Source organism: Amphritea japonica ATCC BAA-1530, from assembly GCF_016592435.1.
In the GTDB taxonomy this organism is placed as follows: Bacteria; Pseudomonadota; Gammaproteobacteria; order Pseudomonadales; family Balneatricaceae; genus Amphritea; species Amphritea japonica.
Genome location: NZ_AP014545.1, coordinates 425,738 through 447,538, shown reverse-complemented (window position 1 = coordinate 447,538; position 21,801 = coordinate 425,738). Strand labels below are relative to the sequence as shown.

At 48.7% G+C, this 21,801-nt stretch carries 18 protein-coding genes; 2 read left to right on the top strand and 16 right to left on the bottom strand.

The window, feature by feature from the left end; translation table 11 throughout:
* Positions 1-157 precede the first annotated feature (157 nt).
* The 6 genes from parC to AMJAP_RS02105 all read right to left on the bottom strand — a co-directional run bounded on the left by parC (position 158) and on the right by AMJAP_RS02105 (position 7,035).
* Positions 158-2,440: a DNA topoisomerase IV subunit A gene (gene parC, locus AMJAP_RS02130; protein WP_019620817.1), complete on the bottom strand. Its 2,283-nt coding sequence runs from the start codon at positions 2,438-2,440 to the stop codon at positions 158-160.
* Between the two features lie 83 nt (positions 2,441-2,523).
* A complete protein-coding gene (parE, locus tag AMJAP_RS02125; RefSeq protein WP_019620818.1) occupies positions 2,524-4,416 on the bottom strand; it encodes a DNA topoisomerase IV subunit B in 1,893 nt (630 codons plus the stop codon).
* An 8-nt stretch (positions 4,417-4,424) separates the two neighbouring features.
* Positions 4,425-5,054, bottom strand: a complete 630-nt coding sequence (locus tag AMJAP_RS02120; protein WP_019620819.1) for a YqiA/YcfP family alpha/beta fold hydrolase — start codon at positions 5,052-5,054, stop codon at positions 4,425-4,427.
* 87 nt (positions 5,055-5,141) lie between these two features.
* Complete coding sequence (locus tag AMJAP_RS02115; protein WP_019620820.1) at positions 5,142-5,918, bottom strand: metallophosphoesterase; 777 nt, start codon at positions 5,916-5,918, stop codon at positions 5,142-5,144.
* Positions 5,915-6,355 carry a DUF1249 domain-containing protein gene (locus AMJAP_RS02110; RefSeq protein WP_019620821.1) on the bottom strand — a complete coding sequence of 147 codons (441 nt, stop codon included), beginning with the start codon at positions 6,353-6,355 and terminating at the stop codon, positions 5,915-5,917. Before AMJAP_RS02110 ends, AMJAP_RS02115 begins: the two co-directional genes overlap by 4 nt.
* A gap of 56 nt (positions 6,356-6,411) precedes the next feature.
* Entirely contained in the window at positions 6,412-7,035 is a 624-nt protein-coding gene (locus AMJAP_RS02105) for an NUDIX domain-containing protein (RefSeq protein ID WP_019620822.1), read from the bottom strand.
* Between the two features lie 132 nt (positions 7,036-7,167).
* Between AMJAP_RS02105 and AMJAP_RS02100 the strand changes: the two genes are divergently transcribed.
* Both AMJAP_RS02100 and AMJAP_RS02095 read left to right on the top strand, forming a co-directional pair.
* Positions 7,168-8,901, top strand: a complete 1,734-nt coding sequence (locus AMJAP_RS02100; protein ID WP_019620823.1) for a SulP family inorganic anion transporter — start codon at positions 7,168-7,170, stop codon at positions 8,899-8,901.
* A gap of 186 nt (positions 8,902-9,087) precedes the next feature.
* A complete protein-coding gene (locus tag AMJAP_RS02095) occupies positions 9,088-9,660 on the top strand; it encodes a phosphatase domain-containing putative toxin (RefSeq protein WP_019620824.1) in 573 nt (190 codons plus the stop codon).
* A gap of 151 nt (positions 9,661-9,811) precedes the next feature.
* Here AMJAP_RS02095 and AMJAP_RS02090 read toward each other — a convergent pair whose 3' ends face one another.
* From AMJAP_RS02090 to AMJAP_RS02045, 10 genes are all read right to left on the bottom strand, one after another.
* Positions 9,812-10,624, bottom strand: coding sequence for a tetratricopeptide repeat protein (locus AMJAP_RS02090; protein WP_019620825.1), 813 nt, complete (start codon positions 10,622-10,624; stop codon positions 9,812-9,814).
* Positions 10,625-10,738: 114 nt separating this feature from the next.
* Positions 10,739-11,623 (bottom strand): tetratricopeptide repeat protein, encoded by an 885-nt coding sequence (locus AMJAP_RS02085; RefSeq protein WP_040404155.1) that lies wholly within the window; start codon positions 11,621-11,623, stop codon positions 10,739-10,741.
* 3 nt (positions 11,624-11,626) lie between these two features.
* Complete coding sequence (locus AMJAP_RS02080; RefSeq protein ID WP_156815132.1) at positions 11,627-12,442, bottom strand: tetratricopeptide repeat protein; 816 nt, start codon at positions 12,440-12,442, stop codon at positions 11,627-11,629.
* A 118-nt stretch (positions 12,443-12,560) separates the two neighbouring features.
* Positions 12,561-13,454, bottom strand: a complete 894-nt coding sequence (locus tag AMJAP_RS02075; protein WP_019620828.1) for a tetratricopeptide repeat protein — start codon at positions 13,452-13,454, stop codon at positions 12,561-12,563.
* Positions 13,447-15,624 (bottom strand): phospholipase D-like domain-containing protein, encoded by a 2,178-nt coding sequence (locus AMJAP_RS02070; RefSeq protein ID WP_019620829.1) that lies wholly within the window; start codon positions 15,622-15,624, stop codon positions 13,447-13,449. Before AMJAP_RS02070 ends, AMJAP_RS02075 begins: the two co-directional genes overlap by 8 nt.
* Complete coding sequence (locus AMJAP_RS02065; RefSeq protein WP_019620830.1) at positions 15,621-18,026, bottom strand: type VI secretion system Vgr family protein; 2,406 nt, start codon at positions 18,024-18,026, stop codon at positions 15,621-15,623. Before AMJAP_RS02065 ends, AMJAP_RS02070 begins: the two co-directional genes overlap by 4 nt.
* Before the next feature lie 98 nt (positions 18,027-18,124).
* A complete protein-coding gene (nfo, locus tag AMJAP_RS02060) occupies positions 18,125-18,991 on the bottom strand; it encodes a deoxyribonuclease IV (RefSeq protein WP_019620831.1) in 867 nt (288 codons plus the stop codon).
* Entirely contained in the window at positions 18,988-19,170 is a 183-nt protein-coding gene (locus AMJAP_RS02055; RefSeq protein WP_019620832.1) for a hypothetical protein, read from the bottom strand. Before AMJAP_RS02055 ends, nfo begins: the two co-directional genes overlap by 4 nt.
* Positions 19,171-19,213: 43 nt before the next feature.
* Positions 19,214-20,947 (bottom strand): single-stranded-DNA-specific exonuclease RecJ, encoded by a 1,734-nt coding sequence (gene recJ / locus AMJAP_RS02050; RefSeq protein ID WP_019620833.1) that lies wholly within the window; start codon positions 20,945-20,947, stop codon positions 19,214-19,216.
* The gene (locus tag AMJAP_RS02045; RefSeq protein WP_019620834.1) at positions 20,940-21,749 is read right to left on the bottom strand and encodes a YdcF family protein; all 810 of its coding nucleotides are present in this window, start codon (positions 21,747-21,749) and stop codon (positions 20,940-20,942) included. The genes recJ and AMJAP_RS02045 overlap by 8 nt, the downstream gene beginning before the upstream one ends.
* Positions 21,750-21,801: the final 52 nt, after the last annotated feature.

The window sequence follows — 21,801 nt, the reverse complement described above, 5'->3', positions numbered from 1 at the left end:
TTACAGATAACCACGCCCAGAAGAAAGCATATACAGAAATCAATTTGTATTTTTATGCTAAATCAGAGGTCTGTTTCTCTGAGAATCGGCAGGGGGCTATCCTAAAAGCCACAAAAAAAGGGGCGAGCGCCCCTTTCATATTAACTCCCTACGCCGATTAATCTTCCTGCGCCTCAGCCGCTGCCGCAGACTTTTCAATCACATCCAGCGAGTCGACTCGCTGATAACCCCGTGGAAGCTTATTACCTCTACGCCCCCTTTCACCCCGGTAGTGCTCAAGGTCAGAAGGCTTCATCTTCAGATGCTGTCGACCGGAATTAACCTGCAAAGTATCTTCCGGCGCCAGCGTTACGATCGCGACGATCAACTCCTCCCGCGAAGCTGCCCTGGCAGACGGAATATTGATAATTTTATTACCTTTTCCCCGACCTAGCTCAGGGAGATCTTTAACCGGGAAGACCAGCATCCGCCCTTCATTCGTCACTGCCACCAGCAAGTCACTATCTTTGCGCTTCAACAGCATCGGCGTCATACCTTTCGCCCCTTTCGGCAAGGTCAGGGTCGCTTTACCGGTACGGGTTTTGCTGGTCATATCTGCAATTTTTGTCACAAAACCATAACCCGCATCTGAAGCCAACAGCACTGCATCACTGTCTTTCCCGGCAATAGCACCGTCGATAGTGGCGCCTTTGGGCAAGGTCAGCTTGCCGGTAATAGGCTCTCCCTGTCCTCGCGCAGAAGGCAATGTATGGGCTTCAAGCGAATAGGCACGACCGGTACTATCCATCAGAATCAAAGGCTGATTCATACGCCCCATGCAAGCCAGATTAAAGCCGTCTCCAGACTTATAACTCAACCCCTGCGGATCGATATCATGGCCTTTAGCCGCCCGGATCCAGCCTTGCTTCGAAATCACCGCTGTAATCGGATCAGCGGTAAGTAACGCTTTCTCGTCCAGCGCTTTTGCTTCTTCACGAGCGACAATTGGGGAGCGGCGATCATCACCGTACTCTTTTGCATCGGCTTTTAGCTCATCACGAATGAGCTTACGCATCAATTTTTCAGAACCCAGAATCTCTTCGAGGTACTTGCGTTCTTCAGAGAGCTCATCCATCTCTCCCCGAATCTTTATCTCTTCCAGCTTAGCCAACTGACGCAATCTGATTTCCAGAATCGCTTCAGCCTGAATCTCGGAGATACCAAACCGCTCGATCATAACCAGCTTTGGTTTATCTTCGGTACGGATAATCTCAATAACCTCGTCGATATTGAGATAAGCGACCATCAGACCTTCAAGAATGTGCAGCCGGGCCAGCACTTTATCCAGACGGAACTGCAACCGGCGACGCACGGTTTCAGTACGATAAACCAGCCACTCAGTCAGAATCTGTTTCAGATTTTTAACCTGTGGCCGGCCATCAATACCGATCATATTCATATTAACGCGGTATGTACGCTCCAGATCGGTGCTGGCAAACAGATGCGCCATCAACTGCTCAACATCAATACGATTTGAGCGAGGCACGATGACTAAACGCGTCGGATTTTCATGATCAGACTCATCCCGCAGGTCTGAAACCATCGGTAGTTTTTTCTGCTGCATCTGCTGGGCAATCTGCTCCAGCACTTTGGCACCTGACACCTGATACGGCAGCGCAGTAATAACAATATCACCCTGCTCTTTACTGTAGACCGCCCGTACCCTCAGACTGCCTTTACCGGTTTCATACATCTTGCGTAATTCATGGCGCGGGGTAATCAACTCGGCATCGGTAGGCATATCCGGCCCCGGCACAAACTCGCAGAGATCTTCCAGACTGGTGCTCGGCTTAGAGAGCAATTGAATACAAGCCTTCGTGACTTCACGCAGGTTATGGGGGGGGATATCAGTCGCCATACCTACGGCGATGCCGGTAGTACCGTTCAGGAGAATATTCGGCAGTCGTGCCGGCAGGGTCAGCGGCTCTTGTAAAGTACCATCAAAATTCGGCCCCCACTCTACGGTTCCCTGAGTAACCTCTTTCAGCAACACTTCGGCGTATTTAGCCAACTTTGATTCGGTATATCGCATCGCCGCGAACGACTTAGGATCGTCCGGCGAACCCCAGTTACCCTGACCATCAATCAGGGGATAACGATACGAGAACGGCTGCGCCATCAATACCATCGCTTCGTAACACGCACTGTCACCATGCGGATGGAATTTACCTAATACATCACCAACGGTACGGGCCGACTTCTTATATTTTGCTGTCGATTTCAAACCCAGTTCAGACATCGCATAAACAATGCGGCGCTGAACCGGCTTCAGGCCATCACCAATATTCGGCAACGCCCGGTCAAGAATGACGTACATGGAGTAATCCAGATACGCCTTCTCGCTATATTCTTTCAATGACAGGCGTTCAATGCCTTCATCAATATGTACTGTTCCGCTCATTTTTTATCCCGGAGCTTATAAAACTCGACAATTTCTTCAGCGTGCTCTTCATAGCACAACAATAGAGTCCAAAATATTCAGCCTCAAATGTCCGCGAGGTTACCCTTACTTTCCAGCCACTCTTTCCGGTCGGGAGAGCGCTTCTTCGCCAAGAGCATGTCCATTACCTCATTGGTGCCATCACCCGGCTCTATCGTCAGCTGAACCAGCCGACGCGTATCACGCGACATAGTTGTCTCACGCAGCTGCAGTGGGTTCATCTCACCCAGCCCCTTAAATCGCTGCACACCAATTTTGGCATTCTTACGTTCAGACTTTATCCGCTCAACAACACTTTGCATCTCATCATCATCGAGTGCGTAATACACATCTTTAGCCACATCTATCCGATACAGCGGAGGCATTGCCACGTAGACATGCCCAGCCGCAACCAGCGGCTTAAAATGGCGCACAAACAACGCGCAAAGCAACGTAGCAATGTGCAGGCCGTCGGAGTCCGCATCGGCGAGGATGCAGATCTTGCCGTAACGTAAGCCATCGAAACTATCGGCGCCGGGCTCAACCCCGATCGCAATTGAAATATGGTTGACCTCCTGTGAGGCCAAAACCTCATTTGGGTCAACCTCCCAGGTATTGAGAATTTTTCCCCGTAACGGCATAACCGCCTGATACTCTCGATCCCGGGCCTGCTTTGCGGAACCGCCCGCAGAGTCACCCTCCACCAGAAACAACTCACCCTGCATCGCATCATTACCGGTACAGTCAGCCAGTTTTCCCGGCAGAGCAGGTCCCGAGGTAACTTTTTTACGAACCACTTTCTTGTTGGATCGCAGACGACGCTGGGCACTGCTAATAACCAATTCCGCCAGCTTTTCACCATCTTCTACATGGCGATTAAGCCAGAGACTAAAAGCATCCTTCGCCGCACCAGAAATAAACGCGGCAATATGACGGGATGACAAACGCTCCTTGGTCTGACCAGAGAACTGAGGATCCTGCATCTTCGCTGACAGGACATAACAGCAACGCTCCCAGATATCTTCAGCGGATATTTTTACACCTCTGGGCAACAGGTTACGGAACTCACAGAATTCACGCATCGCTTCCAACAAACCTGTTCGTAAACCATTTACATGCGTGCCGCCTTGCAGAGTCGGAATCAGGTTAACGTAACTTTCACAGGTCAGATCCCCTCCTTCAGGCAACCACTGTAAGGCCACATCCATTGCATCTGAATCGCCCTGTAAAGAAACCGTCAGAGGCGCTTCAGGCAATGTTTCATATACCTGGGTGGTGCCCTTAAGATAGTCCACCAGACCATCTTCGTAATACCACTCCTCTTTCTCTTTAGTGGCACCACTGGCATCAGTAAATATAACCCGTAAACCAGAACAGAGTACGGCCTTAGCCCGCAGCATATGTTTCAGCTTTGTCAGGCTGTATTTTGGCGTATCAAAATATTGAGGGTCAGCCAGATAACGCACTTCAGTTCCGGTATTGCGCTGACCACAGCTATCAACGATCTCCAGCTCAGAAACCTTTTCACCATCGGCATAGGTCATCCGGTAGACATTACCACCACGACGAATAGTCACTTCAAGCAGCTTTGACAAAGCGTTAACTACAGAAACGCCTACTCCATGCAAACCACCGGAATAGTTGTAGTTTTCGTTAGAAAACTTACCCCCGGCATGCAACCGCGTCAGAATCAGCTCAACACCGCTGACCCCTTCCTCAGGGTGGATATCGACCGGCATTCCCCGACCATTGTCTTTGACGCTGATAGCACCATCTTTATGCAGCACCACTTCCAATTGAGTGGCATGACCGGCCAGTGCTTCATCAACACTGTTATCGATGACCTCTTGCGCCAGATGGTTTGGCCGGTCGGTCTCGGTATACATACCGGGGCGACGGCGAACCGGATCCAGTCCACTCAGTACCTCAATCGCATCGGCGTTATAATTATTACTCATCGGATGTTTCAGTCCTTATCAGCCAGGGATGTCAGATCAGTGACATCAGGCAACTCTACTCGGCCATCAGCAAATGCCAATATCGCCGGAATAACAGATTCAAATTGATCAAAGCCGTGGGAACCACCCTGCTGCACCAGCATGGGCGAATCCCTGAATTTCTCGACACCTTCCTGATAATCCAATGTTTCATCAGCAGTCTGAGTCAGCAGCAGATATCGTGAAGAGTCTTTAAGTTGATTGCAGTTTAATGCCAGCAACTGATCCAGATGCTGATGGGTCAACTCATATTTCTCATCACTGTAATAGCTTTCTTGCTCACCCAGCATACTCTCCAGCAATTCATAAGGTCGTATAGCCGGGTTAATCAGCACTGTACGCAGACCATACTTCTCAGTTAACCAGGTACTGTAATACCCGCCCAGCGAGCTGCCAATCAGGAGTATATTACGATGTGAATGAGTGTCTATCAGCGCTTCTAATAATGCAATCGCCTGCGCTGGCCAATGGGGTAAATCCGGCACTAAAATATGATCTGATCGACCATTTTCAGCCATCCAGTCCACCAGAAAACGCGCTTTGTAGGAATCGGGCGAACTATTAAAACCGTGAACATAGATAAACAGGGGCTGGGGCATCAAAAACCTTTCATTCTGCGACTGTTTTTATCTGTATATATATACATGCTTTGATAAAAGTACCGGAGAGCTGTTAATGATGCAACCTTAACCCGCGACTCTTTTGATCAGGGTCTCTATCTGGCCATCACTACTGAGTTTTAGAAGCCGGTAAGCCGGCGCCTGTAATACAGCATCATCCTCCAGCGTAAACTCACCACAGCCTGCTTTGAACTGTACAGAGGTTGAAGGCGTCATCATCACCCGCACCCCCTCAACATCACTATCCCTAGCCTGGTGCACATGCCCGTTGATGACTCCCCGGACATTATCAGAGGCCGTCAGTATCGCCCAGAACGCCCCCGCATTGCCCAGCATAATCTGATCCTGCCAGTCGCTTTCAACCGGAGCCGGATTATGATGTAAAACGACCAGACAATGCCTGTCATCCAGTGCCTGCAACTGCTGCTGCAGATAATCCAATTCACTTTGCGCAAGGCTACCACCGCCCCGGCCATCCGGCGCAGAGGTACTGTCTAAGAGAATAATCGCCCAGTCATTGGCCAACACTGTACGCTGATTCAGACCACCGCCAGCCTGGCTACCGATCTGTTGCATCAGCTGAGCATCATCATGGTTACCCGGTATCCAGACGCTGGGAACAGGTAACTCGGCAATCCTAGCTTTCAGGCGTTGATACCCCTGAGCCGCGCCATGGTGTACCAGGTCACCGGTCCAGAGAATCATCCCGACAGGCTCGGGAAGCCGCAGCAGATCATCAACAACCCTGTTCAGATGTTGATCAACATCGATTCCCCGATAATACTGATGCGGATCATTCGGTAGATGACAGTCGGTAATTTGAGCAATAACCAACGAGTTCATGAATAACTAAAAACAGGCTCTGTCGCCTGGCCGTGAGTGAGGCAGTGGCTAAGCCATTCACCCAGGTATTGATTCAACTGCGCTTTTTCATCCTTCTGGTGCATCCGGTCATTCGGGTAACTGTATACCCCTCTGAACTGACGACGACTCTTCAGGCAGATAACTTCAGCCACCCGGGCATCATGATAGATGCGAACCACAAGACTCGGGGCTTCAAGCCAGCTGTGATCGAAACTCTGGGACACCAGTACGGTCGTGGTATAGGTAAAACGCTCCTCAACCTGCAGACGTACCCGGCTCTGCTGTTCATGCCAGTGAACCTCGAACGCGCGCTCATCGCACTGTTCAAGATCCGGCATCAGCCGCATCAGTCGCAGATAGTTAGCTTCACAATCAGCCATCTGCTTTACCAGGTCAGGGATATAACGTTTTTTCATATATTCCAAATTATTCAGATTTTGACTATCCAGTTATATTTTTCTGAATACTCATCCTACAGACAACCCCAGCGTTGCAGGAGTTTCTGCTTGTTCAGTTGTAACCATTGTACCGCAATAATAGTCGCCGCATTATCGATAGTGCTGTTGGCCACCATCTCGCAGACCTCAGCAAAGGGTAGCACATGCACCAGAATATCTTCGCCCTCATGAGCCAGCCCATGCACGCCGCCCACACCATCGCTATCCACTCTGGCACAAAGCAATTCGATATACTCATCACTCCCGCCGGCACTGGGCATATAACGGGTAATTGGCACTATATCGGAGATATCAGCACCCGCTTCTTCCACTGCCTCTCGCCGGGCAACATCTTCAGGCGTTTCCCCTGGCTCAACAATGCCCGCCACCAGCTCTAGCAACCAGGGTGAATCTGCCTTGTTTATCGCTCCTACCCGGAACTGTTCAACCAGGACAATGGCATCTTTGACAGGGTCAAACAGCAAGACACACACCGCATCATCACGTCGAAACTGCTCTCGGATCACCTCAACCTCGCCCCCTTCAAACAGCGCGTGACGAATATGCAGTCTGTTGATCTTAAAGAAACCATCCCAGAGTTTTTCCTGTTGAGTGATCTCTATATCCGTCGACGTAAATGTTGGTTTCCAGGTTGCCATAGCAGAGTTCCCGTTTCAGGAATGATAAATTATGAATAGTGGATCAATATAGCATGGCTGGTAAGCACCTCTTAACAGGAGTTATAATTAAGAGAGATATATTTATTCCATAAGGAAATATAAAAAAGACTTATGTCCGGCGCTATCGATTACCTGCCTCTTACCCGGTGGTTTAAACACTACCACCGGGACGATTTTGCCAGCGATCTGGTGGCAGGCATCGTGGTCGGTATCTTACTGATCCCTCAGGGAATGGCCTACGCCTTTCTCGCAGGACTTCCTCCACAATACGGTCTGTATTGCGCCATCGTTCCCCTGTTTATATACGCCTTGCTTGGCTCCAGCCGTAGCCTGGCCGTAGGCCCGGTCGCCATCACCTCGCTGATGGTAGGCTCAACCATTGCAGACACCAGCGCCAGCGGCCTGGCTGATCCAGCCACCATTGCGGTCAACCTTTCACTGCTGGTCGGCTTAATTATGTTAATACTACGTGCATTGCAGCTGGGCTCTATCGTCAATTTTATGAGCCACTCGGTTATCTCTGGTTTTACCAGTGCTGCCGCGCTGTTAATAGCCGTCAGTCAGCTTCGCCATCTAACCGGCATAGACATTCCTAACGGTGGTTTTATTACCGATTCCTTTGGCTATATTCTCACCCATATTAGCGAACTCAATAGCGTCACGTTACTACTCGGCATACTGGGCGTATTGACTCTCTGGATAGTAAAAGAAAAGCTAGTCGTACTACTCAAAAACACCTCACTCCCTCACTGGCTGGTTCAACCGATCTGTAGAGCCGGCCCGATGTTTGCCATGATTATCGGCATCACTCTGGTTGCGATGTTTGGGCTGAACCAAAACCAGCACGTTGCTATCGTTGGCGCTATTCCTGAAGGCCTGCCCTCGATCAGCACCTTTAACATTGACTTAGCGCTCTGGCAGACGCTCATGACTCCGGCCCTGCTGATCGCCTTGATCGGTTTTCTCGAAAGCGTCTCCGTTGGTACTACGCTGGCCAGCCGGGACAGGGAACGCATCGAACCCAACAAAGAACTGATCGCTCTGGGCGCCGCCAACCTGGGCGCCGCCTTTAGCGGCACTTATCCGGTAGCCGGCGGGTTTGGCCGATCGATGGTAAATTATGCTTCCGGCGCCAGAACCACTATCGCATCGGTTATTTCAGCCCTTATGGTCGCCCTGACCGTCAGCTTTTTCACCCCACTGTTCTTCTATCTGCCGAAAGCAATTCTAGGGGCTGTGATTATTATGGCCGTCCTGCCACTGATCAATATCCGCGCATTTACAGACAGCTGGAAATTCAATAAAGCCGACGCCCTGACACTGCTAAGTACCTTTGTTTTCGTTCTGGTACTAGGGGTAGAGTTAGGCATCCTCAGCGGTATCGCAATCTCATTTCTATTATTACTTTACCGCAGCAGCCAACCCCATATCGCCATTGTCGGGCGTGTCGGCAACAGCCCGCATTTTCGTAATATCGACCGTCACGAAGTCACCACAGACAAACATATTCTGGCGATTCGGGTGGACGAGAGCCTGTATTTCGCCAATACCCGCTTTGTCGAAGATTTCATTCGCACCCAATGCACCTGCCACAGAGAAGTTACCCATGTCGTTATACTTTGCAACGCAGTAAACTTTATCGATGCCAGCGCTCTTGAAAGTCTGGAAAATCTAACAGCACAATTAGCCTCAGAAGGTATAACCCTTCACCTTGCAGAGGTTAAAGGCCCGGTCATGGATAAGCTTAAAGACACACACTTTCTGCAACAGCTAAGCCCGGGGCAGGTCTTCTTTACCGCTGATGATGCGATGTGTGCATTAGAAAAAAGATCAGCGAGGATATAACTCTCCAGCTTCAAACATAAAATCAGCATTGAATAACAATCAGATACCACCTGTAAACGACCATACTGCCATAAATAATCAGCGGCTACTGACTCTCACAATTTATTCACTAAGGATGACAGCGCCCGGCTTTTATCATTAGCCTGATTAAGATACAGTCAGTATTCACATGAAAAGGATTTCAATATGTGCCGCACTATCACTGCCCCCATTTTATACAGCGTTCTGTTACTCATTCTCAGCTCTATAACCCATGCAGATGGCCGGCTTCGTCCAAAGATGTGGGCCACACCTGTCATTGGCACTGAACTAAATAATATTTATCGCGTTGATGAACACCTCTACCGCTCAGAACAACCCGACGATGAAGCTTTCCCTCAACTAGCTGCGTTTGGTATTAAAGCGATATTAAACCTAAGAGAATTTCATACCGACGAAGATGAAGCAGGCAAGACAGAACTCAAACTCCACCAACTGAAGTTGCGCACTGGAAAGGTCACAGAAAATCAGTTGATTGAAGCATTGCGAGTTATTAAAAACAGTAAAAACCCAATACTAGTACATTGTTGGCATGGTTCAGACCGTACCGGCACCGTCGTCGCCGCTTATCGCATCATCGAACAGAACTGGAGTAAAGAGCAGGCACTGGACGAAATGATCAACGGAGGTTACGGCTATCACGCATCGATCTTTCCGAATTTGGTTGAGCTAATTAATGGGCTGGATGTAAAGAGGGTAAGAGCCGCATTAACGAATTAAAACAACTATCAAAGCGGGGTGATGCCGTCCCGTATCAGGGGCGCAACCCCAGCATCATTCTAGTCTTACCGATCATCTTTTTCGTCAAAACAACTAAGAAAATCGATGTAACTCAATTCATTCTGGCCTGGCATTCCTTGTCATATTTAACTTACTCGGGCATCTCGTTCTGACCGGTTTCAGGGTTATACAGCCCTTGTTCCGGGTGGGGAGGCAATGGTGCTAATTCATTAAGGTTTGGGAATTTCAGGTCGGGATTTTTTTTCAAGCGATCATAATACTGATCATATTGATTAGCCAAGAACTCATCTTTTGAATAACCAAAAGATCCTTCTCGAAAAGTTTGGTGTAAAGTCAACATACTACTCCTACGACCTAACGCCGCCTGATAGTAATAGATGGCTTTAGGATAATTATCCTGTATCAAGCCTACATCACCTAAAGCATCTGCTGATTCAGCATAGCCTTGTTTCATTGCACAACGATGAAAGGTTTCACCCTGTTCGAAATCTTTACGCTGATGTAGATAAATTTCTCCTAATCGGTACTGGGACTGAGGATTACCCAGCTGAGCGGCTCTATGGTAATACTGCCAGGCCCCCTCTTTATCCTCTTTCAGCGCCAGCCCTTTTTCTGCCAGAACAGCCAAATTGTAGTAACCCAGAGGGATATCCCGGTCTGCCATCCACTGAAACCACTCCAGCGCTTTAAAGTAACTCTGTTCTACACCACGTCCATTAAGGTAACGCACGGCTAACTGACTGCCAGCTTTCCAGTGGCCCTGATCCGCTAATAGTTGATACCGATTGGTGATATTCACTTCATCTTTATTGGGTATCTGTTTTTTCTCATAAGCTCTGATCTCCTGATACTGTTTTTCCAACTCTGGATCGACATCAGGCAAATGATCTTTTTCAAAAGCGCAAACAAAGGGTTCTATCTTGGGGGTACTCTTTTCTGTCATAGAACTATTCCCTTGCGATTCACTGTTGCAAGCGCACAAAGTCATTGTTAAAACAGCAAGATAAAGGAGTTTTACTAAGTTCATTATGGTCTGACAATCCTTGTCATATTTAACCTACTCGGGCATCTCGTTCTGGTCGGTTTCGGGGTTGTAGCGACCCAGTGTGGGATGATAAGGCAGTGGATAACGTTCGGCGATGTTGGGAAGTTTATAGAGAGCATCTTTTTTTAATCGAGCTCTAACTGAATACAACTTATTCCCAAACTCTTCATCTTTTTCATATCCAAGTTCACCATCAAGAAACACACCACTAATAAACAAAGCAGCACTCTTATCCCCGCCCCCAGCAGCCAGCAAATAGTAGTAGGTGGCTTTGGGGTAATTATCATCTACAACCTGTAGCCAAGATGCGTATTCATGTAGGCCCAGCGTACTGTACTGTTGTGCTGCACACTCATAATAGACTGCTGCTTTTTCGTCTTCCTGCTTTTCTCTTGGCAAGTCATAACCATAATATTTTCCAAGTCTCACCAGAGCATTAGACTCTCCCATGGATGCCGCCTTATGCAGATATTGCCAGGCCGCTTCGGTGTCCTGATGTACACCCCGCCCTCGCTCTAATAACACTGCCATATTGTAATAGCCAATAGGGACATTCATCTCGATCAGTTTTTCGGTCAGATCCAGCGCTTTACCGCTGTCTACCGGTACACCTTTGCCTTTAAGATAACGACGGCTCAAGTTATGCATCGCTTTCCAGTGGCCTTTATCAGCGGCCAATTGATACAGACCACTGATATTCTCATGATCTTTTTTACCCGGTTTTACTTCCGCACGCCGGGCTTGCATAAACAGCTCATCGGCGTCCTTATCCAGCGGCGGCAGATAGTCCGCCTCTCGGGCGCATTCAAAGTCAAAGGCCATCGCAGGGGCTCCGGTTAATAACAAAATAACCAGCAACCCTGTTTTCAGTTCCCTTGCTGTTAATCTTAGATCCATCGTTTACTCGGGCATCTCGTTTCGATCGGTTTCTGGGTTATACAAACCTTGCTCTGGGTGGGGGGGGAGAGGCAGCATTTCACTTAAGTTCGGAAATTTCAGATCAGGATTTTTTTTCAAACGATCATAGAGTTTGTCATATTGCACAGCTCGAGCTTCATTTACTTCATAGCCGAAATCCCCATCACGAAAGACCCCCTCAAGAGTGAGCATACTTCCTGTACGGCCTAACGCCGCCGCCTGGTAGTAATAGAGGGCCTTTGAGGAATTTCCTTCAATTAAGCCAAAATCACCTAGAGCATGACCAGACTCTCTATATCCCTGTGCCAAAGCACATTTATGATATGAAATACCTTCAGAATCGTCTTTACGTTTGTAAAGGTATATCTCACCTAATCGATATTGCGACTGAGGGTTACCCAACTGCGCCGCCCGATGATAATACTTCCAGGCACCTTCTTTATCCTGTTTCAACGCCAGCCCTTTTTCGGCCATAACTGCCAGGTTGTAATAGCCCAACGGAATATCTTTATCGGCCATCCACTGAAACCACTCTACTGCTTTAAAATAGCTTTGTTCTGCCCCTTTACCATACAAATAACGAGTAGCTAACTGGCTGGCCGCTTTCCAGTGACCCTGATCGGCTAATAACTGATACTGATTGGTGATATTCACTTCATCTTTATTGGGTATCTGTTTTTTCTCATAAGCCCGAATCTCTCGATATTGCTTTTCCAGTTCAGGATCGATTTCAGGCAGGTTATCTTTTTCAAAAGCACAAACAAAAGGCTCTATCTTAGGGTTACTCTTATTCGTCATCTGTGCATTCTCTTGCGATTCACTATTACAGGCACTCAAGAGCAAAGTAAAAATCGCAAGGAAAAGTAATTTAACTAAGTTCATTTGAATCTGACATTCCTTGTCATTTTTCATTTACTTACTCAGGCATCTCGTTTCGATCGGTTTCTGGGTTATACAAACCCTGTTCAGGGTGGGGAGGCAACGGGGCTAATTCATTCAGGTTAGGGAATTTCAGGTCGGGTTTTTTCCGTAAACGATAATATTTTTCATCATAACTATCAGCTAAAGCTTCATTAATCTCATATCCAAAATCACCGTCACGAAAGACTCCTTCAAGAGTTTGCATACTCTGTCTTCGGCCTAACGCCGCCGCCGCCTGGTAGTAATAAAGGGCTTTAGGATAGTTTCTTTCTGCAATTTCTGTATAGGAAGCCAAAGCATCCCATGAGTCCCGATAACCTTGCTTCGCAGCACAGCGATGATAAGGCAATCCAGTTTTTTCATCTCTCTTTGGATATATATATATCTCGGCCAAACGGTACTGCGCTTGAGGACTACCCAGCTGTGCAGCCTTATGAAAATACTTCCAGGCACCCTCTTTATCTTGCTTCAGAGCCAAACCTTTTTCTGCCATGACGGCCAGGTTGTAATAGCCTAAAGGGATATCCCGGTCCGCCATCCACTGAAACCACTCAACTGCCTTAAAATAGCTCTGTTCAGTTCCTTTGCCATACAGATTACGAGTCGCTAACTGACTAGCCGCTTTCCAGTGACCCTGATCGGCTAATAACTGATACTGATTGGTGATATTCACCTCATCTTTATTAGGTATCTGTTTTTTCTCATAGGCACGAATCTCTTGATACTGCTTTTCCAGCTCCGGGTCTGTCTCGGGTAGATGATCCTTTTCAATTGCACAGATAAATGGGGTTATCTCTTCTTTCATCGTCACCTGTCCCTGTGGTTCGTTATTACAGCCGCTGATCAGTAGGGCTAATACACTAACGATAAGCGGTTTTAAATTAATCATTGGCGGCGGCCACCTGACAGTCCGGATCATAAAAATGGGTTAACGTACCTTTTAACGGTCTCCCTAGATATTGAGCGCGCCAATTACCTGTCATTAATTTGTCCCAATAGTCATAATTACCCAACGAATCTTTCTTTACTCTCTTCGCATGTATCTGCCAAAGTCGATTACGGCAGTGACTGGCCAGCGAAGGAGTTGGGGTGGCAATGGCTAGTTCGGTATCGATCTCCATACTGCGCTTATTGATATTGGCGGAGCCCAGCAGAAAGTAGTCATCATCAACCAGTAGCAATTTACTGTGGACATAGATCTGGGTATAGAGATTGGGCTCGGCAGTACTACCGGTACAACTGGTAAGGGTTGCGATATGAACTTTCAAGCCATCACTGTTCTGCAGTTCAAAGGCCTGTTGCGGATCATCCACATCCAGTTCGTTTTTAATAACTTGCTGATTTTTCTTTTCTAGCTCTGCCACAGCCTCTGGATAATGTTCACGCAGCTCTGCAATTTCCTTCTCAACCCTGGGCAACTCTTCCTTTACCCGAGCGGTTTGATTGCCAAGGAGATAATCGTAATAGGGGCCTCGACTACCCTCTTGTGCAAGGAACTTTTTATAGCGCGCTCGGCGGGCTTCCAGCTCTATAAGCTGCTGCCGCTGATCTTTAACCAACCGAGGCAAGCGTTCTTCATGCCCCAACGCCTGCAGCATCGCATAGGTATTGGTTCCCTCTCCTCCGCTGTTGGGCTTATTTGTTATCACAAACCAATAGAGGTCTTTTGCGCCTTTTTGTTTACGTTTTAACGCTTGTTTTTTCAGCCGTTCAGCAAAGGGGGTATAGCGAAAGTACTGATTTTCGCTGTAAACGAAGTCAGTCGTATTATTCAACGCTCGTTCATAAGCCTTTCGGATCGATCGATCCTGAAAGTCTTCTTCCGTTCGGCATATCTGGGCAACCGAACAACGAAAACCACTCTTAAATTCAACCGCATCTCTGAATTGTTGGGGGGACATCAATTCCCGGCTTTCGTCTATCTGAGAATCTCGATTTCGCCAGGAGTCATAAGGAATCTCCTTATCCCAGGCATGGCTGAAGTTATCATTCAGATCAACCAGCACGCTCCCCCTTGCACGGGTAGAGATATCCTGCCAGGGACGAAACCCCGGATATCGAACAGAACTATTAAACGCGTGCTGATCATCGTCATAATAGTTTTTCTGCATGTTATGTCCCATTACAAAGCCAACAGCCTGTGACGGCCGGGAGTAATCAACCAGCACCATTTTCTGGTGATGCGTTGGAAATGCCAGACCTGCTATTTTTTGCTTTTTAGAAGCAAAGGGCATTTCAGAGTCATCCGTCATATCTGCAACGGAGGCAAAATCTTTGATATCTCTTGTAGTAAACGTAAGATTTGCAATACGCCCATGCTGAGCACGTAGATACCAATCTTCGTTAAATACCCGATCGCCTTGTTGCAGGAACGGTGTTCCATTGTAGCGGGTATACGCCTGATTATACCGTTCCTCAAATTCTGACTTTTTTTGCTCCATTCGTGTTTTCAGCTTGTCCAGCTTCCATTGGCGAGGATCAGCCTTGTATTCACGGCTTTTCCAAAAAGGCTCATCTACTGTTGATAAATCCTGATTTCTCCAGTCATCAACTGCACTCTGATACGCTTGTTGATACTCTCGAAGCTCTTTTAGTTCAGCAGAGTTCGCCTCAGTATTAAGGCTATTTTTTTCAAAGCGCTCTTTTCTTAAATCTCCGCCAGTCCGTCTATCAAAGTCAGGTAAGCTTTCATCTTTGAACATAGGGGATATATCGGCAATCTTGCTGTACCAAATCATTACCCTAATCTGAACTCCTTCTTTAGCCTTCCTCTCCAACAGCTCACCGTACCTTTCTTCTCCTTTAGGTCCCGACAAACGCAGCGACGGATCAAACCCCCAGCAGATAATATCGATGCTGTCAGTGGCATTCTTAATCGCTTCTTCAAGTGCGCCAAAGGCCTCTTTGCCGTTAATCAGAGGGGTAATCTCTATATTTTCTCGATGGGGGTAGATAACATTCTTGTCTGTTTCCGGGCAAAGTAGCCACTTGGGCGCAGTAGTCGCTTTCAACTGGGCTTCGGTGGTTACCTGTTTGCATTCTGTCGTTTCGGCGGTCATTCCTTGTCCTCCAGTTTGCCTGTCACCGTCTGCCCTTTATCCGCCTGCCAGTGAGCGATTCGGGCAACGCTATCATCAGCATTGTCTCCCTTTTCAGTTCGATACCCCTGGTTGGCAATCCGCTCCAGTTTGCCCTGAACGCCTTCGCTGTATTTTTCGATTACATCGATATCAAAACGGTGGCCACTAATCAGCTCGACGCTGTACTTCCCGGTGCCTTCAACATGGGGAGCCTTGATATAGCCCTTTTCGTCAGTCAGCCCTTCGGCGATCAGGCCGCCATCCCGGTAGAGTTTATAAGGCTCGTTGGCATACCCCTTTGCACCCGGCACCGGGGCGATTTTGAAACGCACTTCATCTTTTTTATCTGTGAAATCCAACGGTAGTGGCATTTGTATTATTTCAGCCTGTTTCGGGTCGGAGACAAAACCCGCCAGGCTGTTATCGGCTTCTAATGGGCGCTGCGGTTGTGTTGGGCCGGCTTTAGAAGCGCGTGCGCCGCTGCCGCCTTCGTTGAGTTTGAGATCGGCACCGGTAATAGTGACCCCGCTGGGGTCGAGTTTTATCAGGCCGCTGCCGGCCTTCAGGGTTAACTCGGTGCCGACGTCGATAATAATCTGGTTACCGGCTTTGTAATGGATTTGACTGCCTGCATACTGCATCAGCTTTTCAGCGATAGCAGTGAATTGTGATTCGCCGATAGTCAGGTGCTGATCTTTATTCACCTGCTGGAACTGGTCGCCCTGGGTCAGATGATGCTCATTGCTATGGCATTCGCTGTACACTTTGCCCTCGACGATCTTATGCCGGTCATTGCCCAACCAGCTGCGCTGATCGTTTTTAGTACGCTGATCCAGATCTTTCTCTACGTGATGGAAGACCTGCTCTTCTCCCTTTTTATCCTCAAAGCGGATCTCGTTAAAACCGTCTCCGCCTTTGGTGGAATTTGTTTTAATGGTGCTGCGGGTTTTATGCTCAGGCAGTTTATAGGGAGGGCGGTTGAGGCCGTGGTAAACACGACCAATTATCAGCGGTTTGTCCGGATCACCTTCGAGAAAATCAACGATCACCTCTTCGCCTATGCGAGGGATAAACATGCCACCGAAGCTACCACCGGCATGGGCCTGGCTGACTCGGATCCAGCATGAACTGGTTTCATTCCCTTGCCCTTCTCTGTCCCAGTGAAACTGAACTTTGATGCGGCCATGCTCATCGGTATAGATTTCTTCGCCCTCGGGGCCGGTGACGGTGGCTGTCTGAGTGCCTTTAACCCGCGGATAGTTAATATCGGTATCTGGACGGAACGGCACCGTAAACGGCGTGCAGAGATATTTATTGCTGTATTGACTACCTTCGGTGGTTGAACCCGCCTCAAGCACCTGCGGCTGAGAACATTCATGCTCAACCCGCGCAATTAAATACTCAGCATTCAACTCATCCCGATCATGACCGGTAAGTTCAAAACTGTAACCGGGGGTCATCCGATTAACATCACTCTGCCCCTTAGCGGACTGACGATAACTGTTGAGGGATTCGAGTAGGATCGTGGCGTTATTGGCACCCTGACGGGTATCCATAAACCGGCCGGGGTAGTTGTATACTTCCAGAGGAATATCCAGCTCTGCCGCTTTAGCTGACTCCAGTTTAAGGCTGGGTTTTTTAAAGTTAAAATCCCGCAGAGTCACCTTGCCGGGCACCACCGATTCACGATAACTAAAGTTGAAAATATGCTGTTCTCGCACGGCTCCCTGACTGTCGTGGTAACAGTCGAGTTGTGGGTCACCGCTAATCGCCGGATTACTGATTGAGGCATCGCTGAGAATCGCAACATGAGATTCTTCGCTGTGTTCGAAGTAATAATGGATCCCCTCTTCGGCCAGTAACCGCTGAATGAAATCCAGCTCAGTTTCCCGGTATTGCACGCAGTAGTCGTACTCCGGGTAACTTTTACTTAGATCAAAGCGAAATTCATCGGCATTTAAACCGGCTTCCGCCAGGATAGTATCGATTATCTGCTGGATGTTCTGATGCTGAAAGATACGGCTGTTTTTACGGTGCTTTAGCATCCATAACCTGGGCACCAACGTTATATGATAACTGCTTTGATGTAAGCCCTGCTCCCCCAAACTCACTCTGGCAACCATGCCATGGATATGACGAACACTTTCGGAGTTAAGATCAAAGCTGGCGCTATCGGTCTGATCTAACAGGGTGACAAACGCAGACTGACCGATGAGAGTGGAAAAGTCGATATCCCCATCGGCGGACACCACCTCAATCGCAAACTCAAATAGTGAGGAGATCTCTTCTGCCCCTTCAAGACGGAGTAGACTGAACTGTTCAGCGTCTGCAGCAGACTGTAACTGAAAGAAAAAGCGCTCTTCATTTGCGTTGAGAAACATCGTTAAATCCTTTTAACGGAGAGGAGCCTTCCCGGCTCCGGTCTGATAACTATATGGTGTGTTATTTTATACAGCAAGTTGCATGCCGTACAGGCCATTTACGAACTCAGGTCAGTAAACCCTCGCAACATCTGGATCTCTTCCGCCCAAATAGTGTCGTCTATAGTTTCCAATACCATCGGAATTCCGCGGAAGCGGTCATCGGACATAATATAACGAAACACTTCCAGGCCGATCTCACCCATGCCTAAGCTATGGTGGCGGTCTTTACGACTATTGAACTCCGTTTTAGAGTCGTTCAGGTGCATACCCTTCAGATACTCAAAACCAACGATGCGCTCGAACTCGGCAAAGGTATGCTGGCAATCATCCCGATCGCGCAGATCATAGCCGGAAGCAAAGGTATGGCAGGTATCAAGGCAGACACCCACCCGACTCTTATCTTCAACCCGATCGATAATATGCGCAAGATGCTCGAAACGACAACCCAGGTTACTCCCCTGACCTGCCGTATTTTCGATGACTGCCGTCACACCTGAGGTTTGATCCAGGGCGATATTGATCGACTCAGCGATGGTATTAAGGCAGGTTTCTTCATCCACTTTGCGCAAGTGACTGCCCGGGTGAAAGTTCAGGTAGCAGAGCCCCAGCTGCTCACAACGCTGCAATTCATCGACAAAGGCGGCACGCGACTTTGCTAACGGCTCAGCCTCCGGATGCCCCAGGTTGATCAGATAGCTATCGTGAGGAAGTATTTGCTCTGGTTTAAATCCCAGACGCTCACAACTGTCGCGAAACTTTTTGATACTGCCTGAGGTGAGGGGTTTAGCCTCCCAGCGACGCTGATTTTTGGTAAACAGCGCAAAAGCATTCGCCCCTAGCTTTGCCGCATTCAGCGGGGCATTTTCAACCCCGCCGCTGGCACTAACGTGGGCACCGACATAATAAAGTGGTAGATCACTCACAGCTTGCAGGCACCGCCCAGACAATCATCAAAATCCATACTTTCTAACTCAGTACGCTCTGACTGGGCAGCTTTGATACGGCTGAACATCTCAGCTTCAGCACTACCATCTTCTGCGATGCCCGCTTTATCAAAAACCGCGACCAGTATATTCAATTCATCCAGGGTAAAATCGTTCATCGTTCATCTCTCATTTTGTTCTCGCAAAAACATGGCTGCCGGATCAAAGTGGCAGCAGGTGATCTATCATCAGTTGCAGGCTACGCTGCCCGCGAAATTCGTTTACATCCAGGCGGAATACCGCCCTGACCCGCTGAACGGAATCGTTCGGCCAGGTATCCGTATCGGCATTGAAATGGATCGCATCAATCGCTACTCCACTATCTGGTTCCATCAGCACTAATTTCAAGTGCCGCTGACCGACTATTCGTTGCTGCAGCAAAGAAAATTCACCATCAAACAGAGGTTCCGGGAACTGATGCCCCCAGGGGCCGGATTCCCGCAAGAGCTCAGCCGTCTCCATGGTCATCTCTGAGCCATTCAATTCACCATCAGTCAGCACCGCATGCTGTAACTGTTCCGCGCTCAACTGATATCGTACCGCTTCATCAAAGGCCTGCTGAAACAGTCCCAGATTCTCTGCTGCGATGGTCATGCCAGCCGCCATCGCGTGACCGCCGAATTTTTTCAGTAGCTGTGGATATTTTGCCGCCACGGCGTCCAGTCCATCACGAATATGAAAACCACTGACCGAACGGGCGGAGCCTTTCAATTCACCCTCATCACCTACCGCAAAAGCAACCACCGGGCGATTTACTTTCTCTTTGATCCGCGAGGCCAGAATACCGATGACACCCTGATGCCAGTCCTCATCATAGAGGCATAAGCCAAAGGGAAGTTCGCCCTCGGCATCAAGCTGCAACTCATCCAATAACGCGTTCGCCTGCTGCTGCATCTCCTGCTCGATACCCCGACGCTCCTGATTCAGGGTATCCAGCTGCACCGCCAGTTGACGGGCACGTTCTTCATCATTGGTTAGCAGACACTCAATACCGATCGACATGTCATCTAAACGCCCCGCTGCATTTAAGCGCGGCGCCAGCGCAAAGCCAAGGTCAGTAGCGGTCAGACGGCTTCGCTGCCGGCCGCTAATGTCAATCAACGCGAGAATACCCGGACGCGCTTTACCTGCACGAATACGCTGCACTCCCTGATACACCAGCGTACGGTTATTCTGTTCCAGCGGCACCACATCGGCAACCGTGCCCAGCGCTACCAGATCAAGCAGAGGCCCCAGGTTCGGCCTAGCCAGCCCCCGATTCTCAAACCAGTTTTGTGCATCTAATGCTCTGCGAAGCGCCGTCATCACATAGAAGATGACACCCACCCCACAAGTGGATTTCTCGCTAAACTTACAACCAGGCTGGTTGGGATTAACAATAGCACTTGCATCCGGGAGCTTTTCGCCGGGCAGGTGATGATCGGTAACAACAACATCGATACCAAGAGTGTTCGCCTGAGCGACCCCCTCAACACTGGAGATACCATTGTCGACAGTAATGATCAGATCGGGTTTCTGTTCAGCCGCAACCTTAACTATCTCTGGGCTCAATCCATAGCCATATTCAAAGCGATTAGGCACCAGATAACTCACCCGATTCGCGCCCATCATACCCAGGCCCAACATCCCAACGGCGGTACTGGTCGCACCATCGCAATCGAAGTCACCTACTATCAGGATATGCTGGTCTTGCTCCAGCGCAGTAATCAGACGGCTAACCGCTGCATCCACCCCGAGCATGTCTTGCCCGGTCTGCAAAGTCTGCAGGCTCCGACCTAGTTCTTCTGAATTATGCAATCCGCGGCTAGCGTAGATCCGAGCCAGCAACGGCTGTACCTGATTGAAAACAGGGCTGTTTTGATCCACCTCACGGCGGCGAATCAGTAAATCACTCATTTAGACTGACCTCCTGAGCGACTGAAGGGAAAAATTCATCCGTTTTATCCGTCAGGTAATAAGCCCCCAGGCCAAGCCATTCACGCGCGCCGATTGACAACTCGTGCAGGTTTTTCCCCAGATCCGCACGCCAGCTGTCGAAGCTTGCCGGCAAAGAGTAATAATCAACCGGATAGGGAATAACATGCCATCCCTGATTACGAAAAATCCCCACTGACCTGGGCATATGAAAGGCCGATGTCACCAACAGCCATCCCCGGGGGTCATTAAATTCAACGCCAGAAGGCAGAACTCCCTGACTGTAGATAGCATTTTCAAAGGTATTGCGGGAATCTCTTTCAAATATAACCCGATTACCTAACTGTTGACCCTGCAACCAGCTCTGCAATACATCAGCACCACGAAACTCAGGTTTACGAACTGAGCCAGAACCACCGGTAAGAATAATGGGCGCATCTGCATACCGCTGCATCAGAGGCAAAATCGCCATATCCCGTTCTGCAGCCATATTGAACTGCGGTTGCTGCCAGACGGAACTTAATTCTGCTTCTTCCGCTCCACCCAGGACAATCACCCCGGCAATATTGTCAGGCATCTCTGTAGGCGGAGAAAAACGCGACTCCAACGGTTGCAGCAGCCAGTTTCCTACCGGATAAAAAGTGATTATTAACAAACACAGGGCGCAGAATGATGAGAGCTTTTTCCAGCCTTTTAATAAAGCTAAAACCAATAATAAAATCAAAAAGTTGCCAGGATTAGCAATCACCCAGAACAGCTTCGACAATATAAAAAACAGATCCATGCTTATTATCCCCCAATAAAAAGCCCGCTAGAGCCAGAGACTCTAACGGGCT

Coding starts and splice junctions, on each gene's coding strand:
- AMJAP_RS02055 (WP_019620832.1), bottom strand. CDS start 19,170: ATGAACGATTTTACCCTGGATGAATTGAATATACTGGTCGCGGTTTTT.
- AMJAP_RS02070 (WP_019620829.1), bottom strand. CDS start 15,624: ATGACCGCCGAAACGACAGAATGCAAACAGGTAACCACCGAAGCCCAG.
- AMJAP_RS02075 (WP_019620828.1), bottom strand. CDS start 13,454: ATGATTAATTTAAAACCGCTTATCGTTAGTGTATTAGCCCTACTGATC.
- AMJAP_RS02085 (WP_040404155.1), bottom strand. CDS start 11,623: ATGGATCTAAGATTAACAGCAAGGGAACTGAAAACAGGGTTGCTGGTT.
- AMJAP_RS02045 (WP_019620834.1), bottom strand. CDS start 21,749: ATGGATCTGTTTTTTATATTGTCGAAGCTGTTCTGGGTGATTGCTAAT.
- AMJAP_RS02115 (WP_019620820.1), bottom strand. CDS start 5,918: ATGAACTCGTTGGTTATTGCTCAAATTACCGACTGTCATCTACCGAAT.
- parC (WP_019620817.1), bottom strand. CDS start 2,440: ATGAGCGGAACAGTACATATTGATGAAGGCATTGAACGCCTGTCATTG.
- AMJAP_RS02090 (WP_019620825.1), bottom strand. CDS start 10,624: ATGACAGAAAAGAGTACCCCCAAGATAGAACCCTTTGTTTGCGCTTTT.
- AMJAP_RS02095 (WP_019620824.1), top strand. CDS start 9,088: ATGTGCCGCACTATCACTGCCCCCATTTTATACAGCGTTCTGTTACTC.
- AMJAP_RS02100 (WP_019620823.1), top strand. CDS start 7,168: ATGTCCGGCGCTATCGATTACCTGCCTCTTACCCGGTGGTTTAAACAC.
- parE (WP_019620818.1), bottom strand. CDS start 4,416: ATGAGTAATAATTATAACGCCGATGCGATTGAGGTACTGAGTGGACTG.
- AMJAP_RS02120 (WP_019620819.1), bottom strand. CDS start 5,054: ATGCCCCAGCCCCTGTTTATCTATGTTCACGGTTTTAATAGTTCGCCC.
- AMJAP_RS02080 (WP_156815132.1), bottom strand. CDS start 12,442: ATGACGAATAAGAGTAACCCTAAGATAGAGCCTTTTGTTTGTGCTTTT.
- recJ (WP_019620833.1), bottom strand. CDS start 20,947: ATGAGTGATTTACTGATTCGCCGCCGTGAGGTGGATCAAAACAGCCCT.
- AMJAP_RS02065 (WP_019620830.1), bottom strand. CDS start 18,026: ATGTTTCTCAACGCAAATGAAGAGCGCTTTTTCTTTCAGTTACAGTCT.
- AMJAP_RS02105 (WP_019620822.1), bottom strand. CDS start 7,035: ATGGCAACCTGGAAACCAACATTTACGTCGACGGATATAGAGATCACT.
- AMJAP_RS02110 (WP_019620821.1), bottom strand. CDS start 6,355: ATGAAAAAACGTTATATCCCTGACCTGGTAAAGCAGATGGCTGATTGT.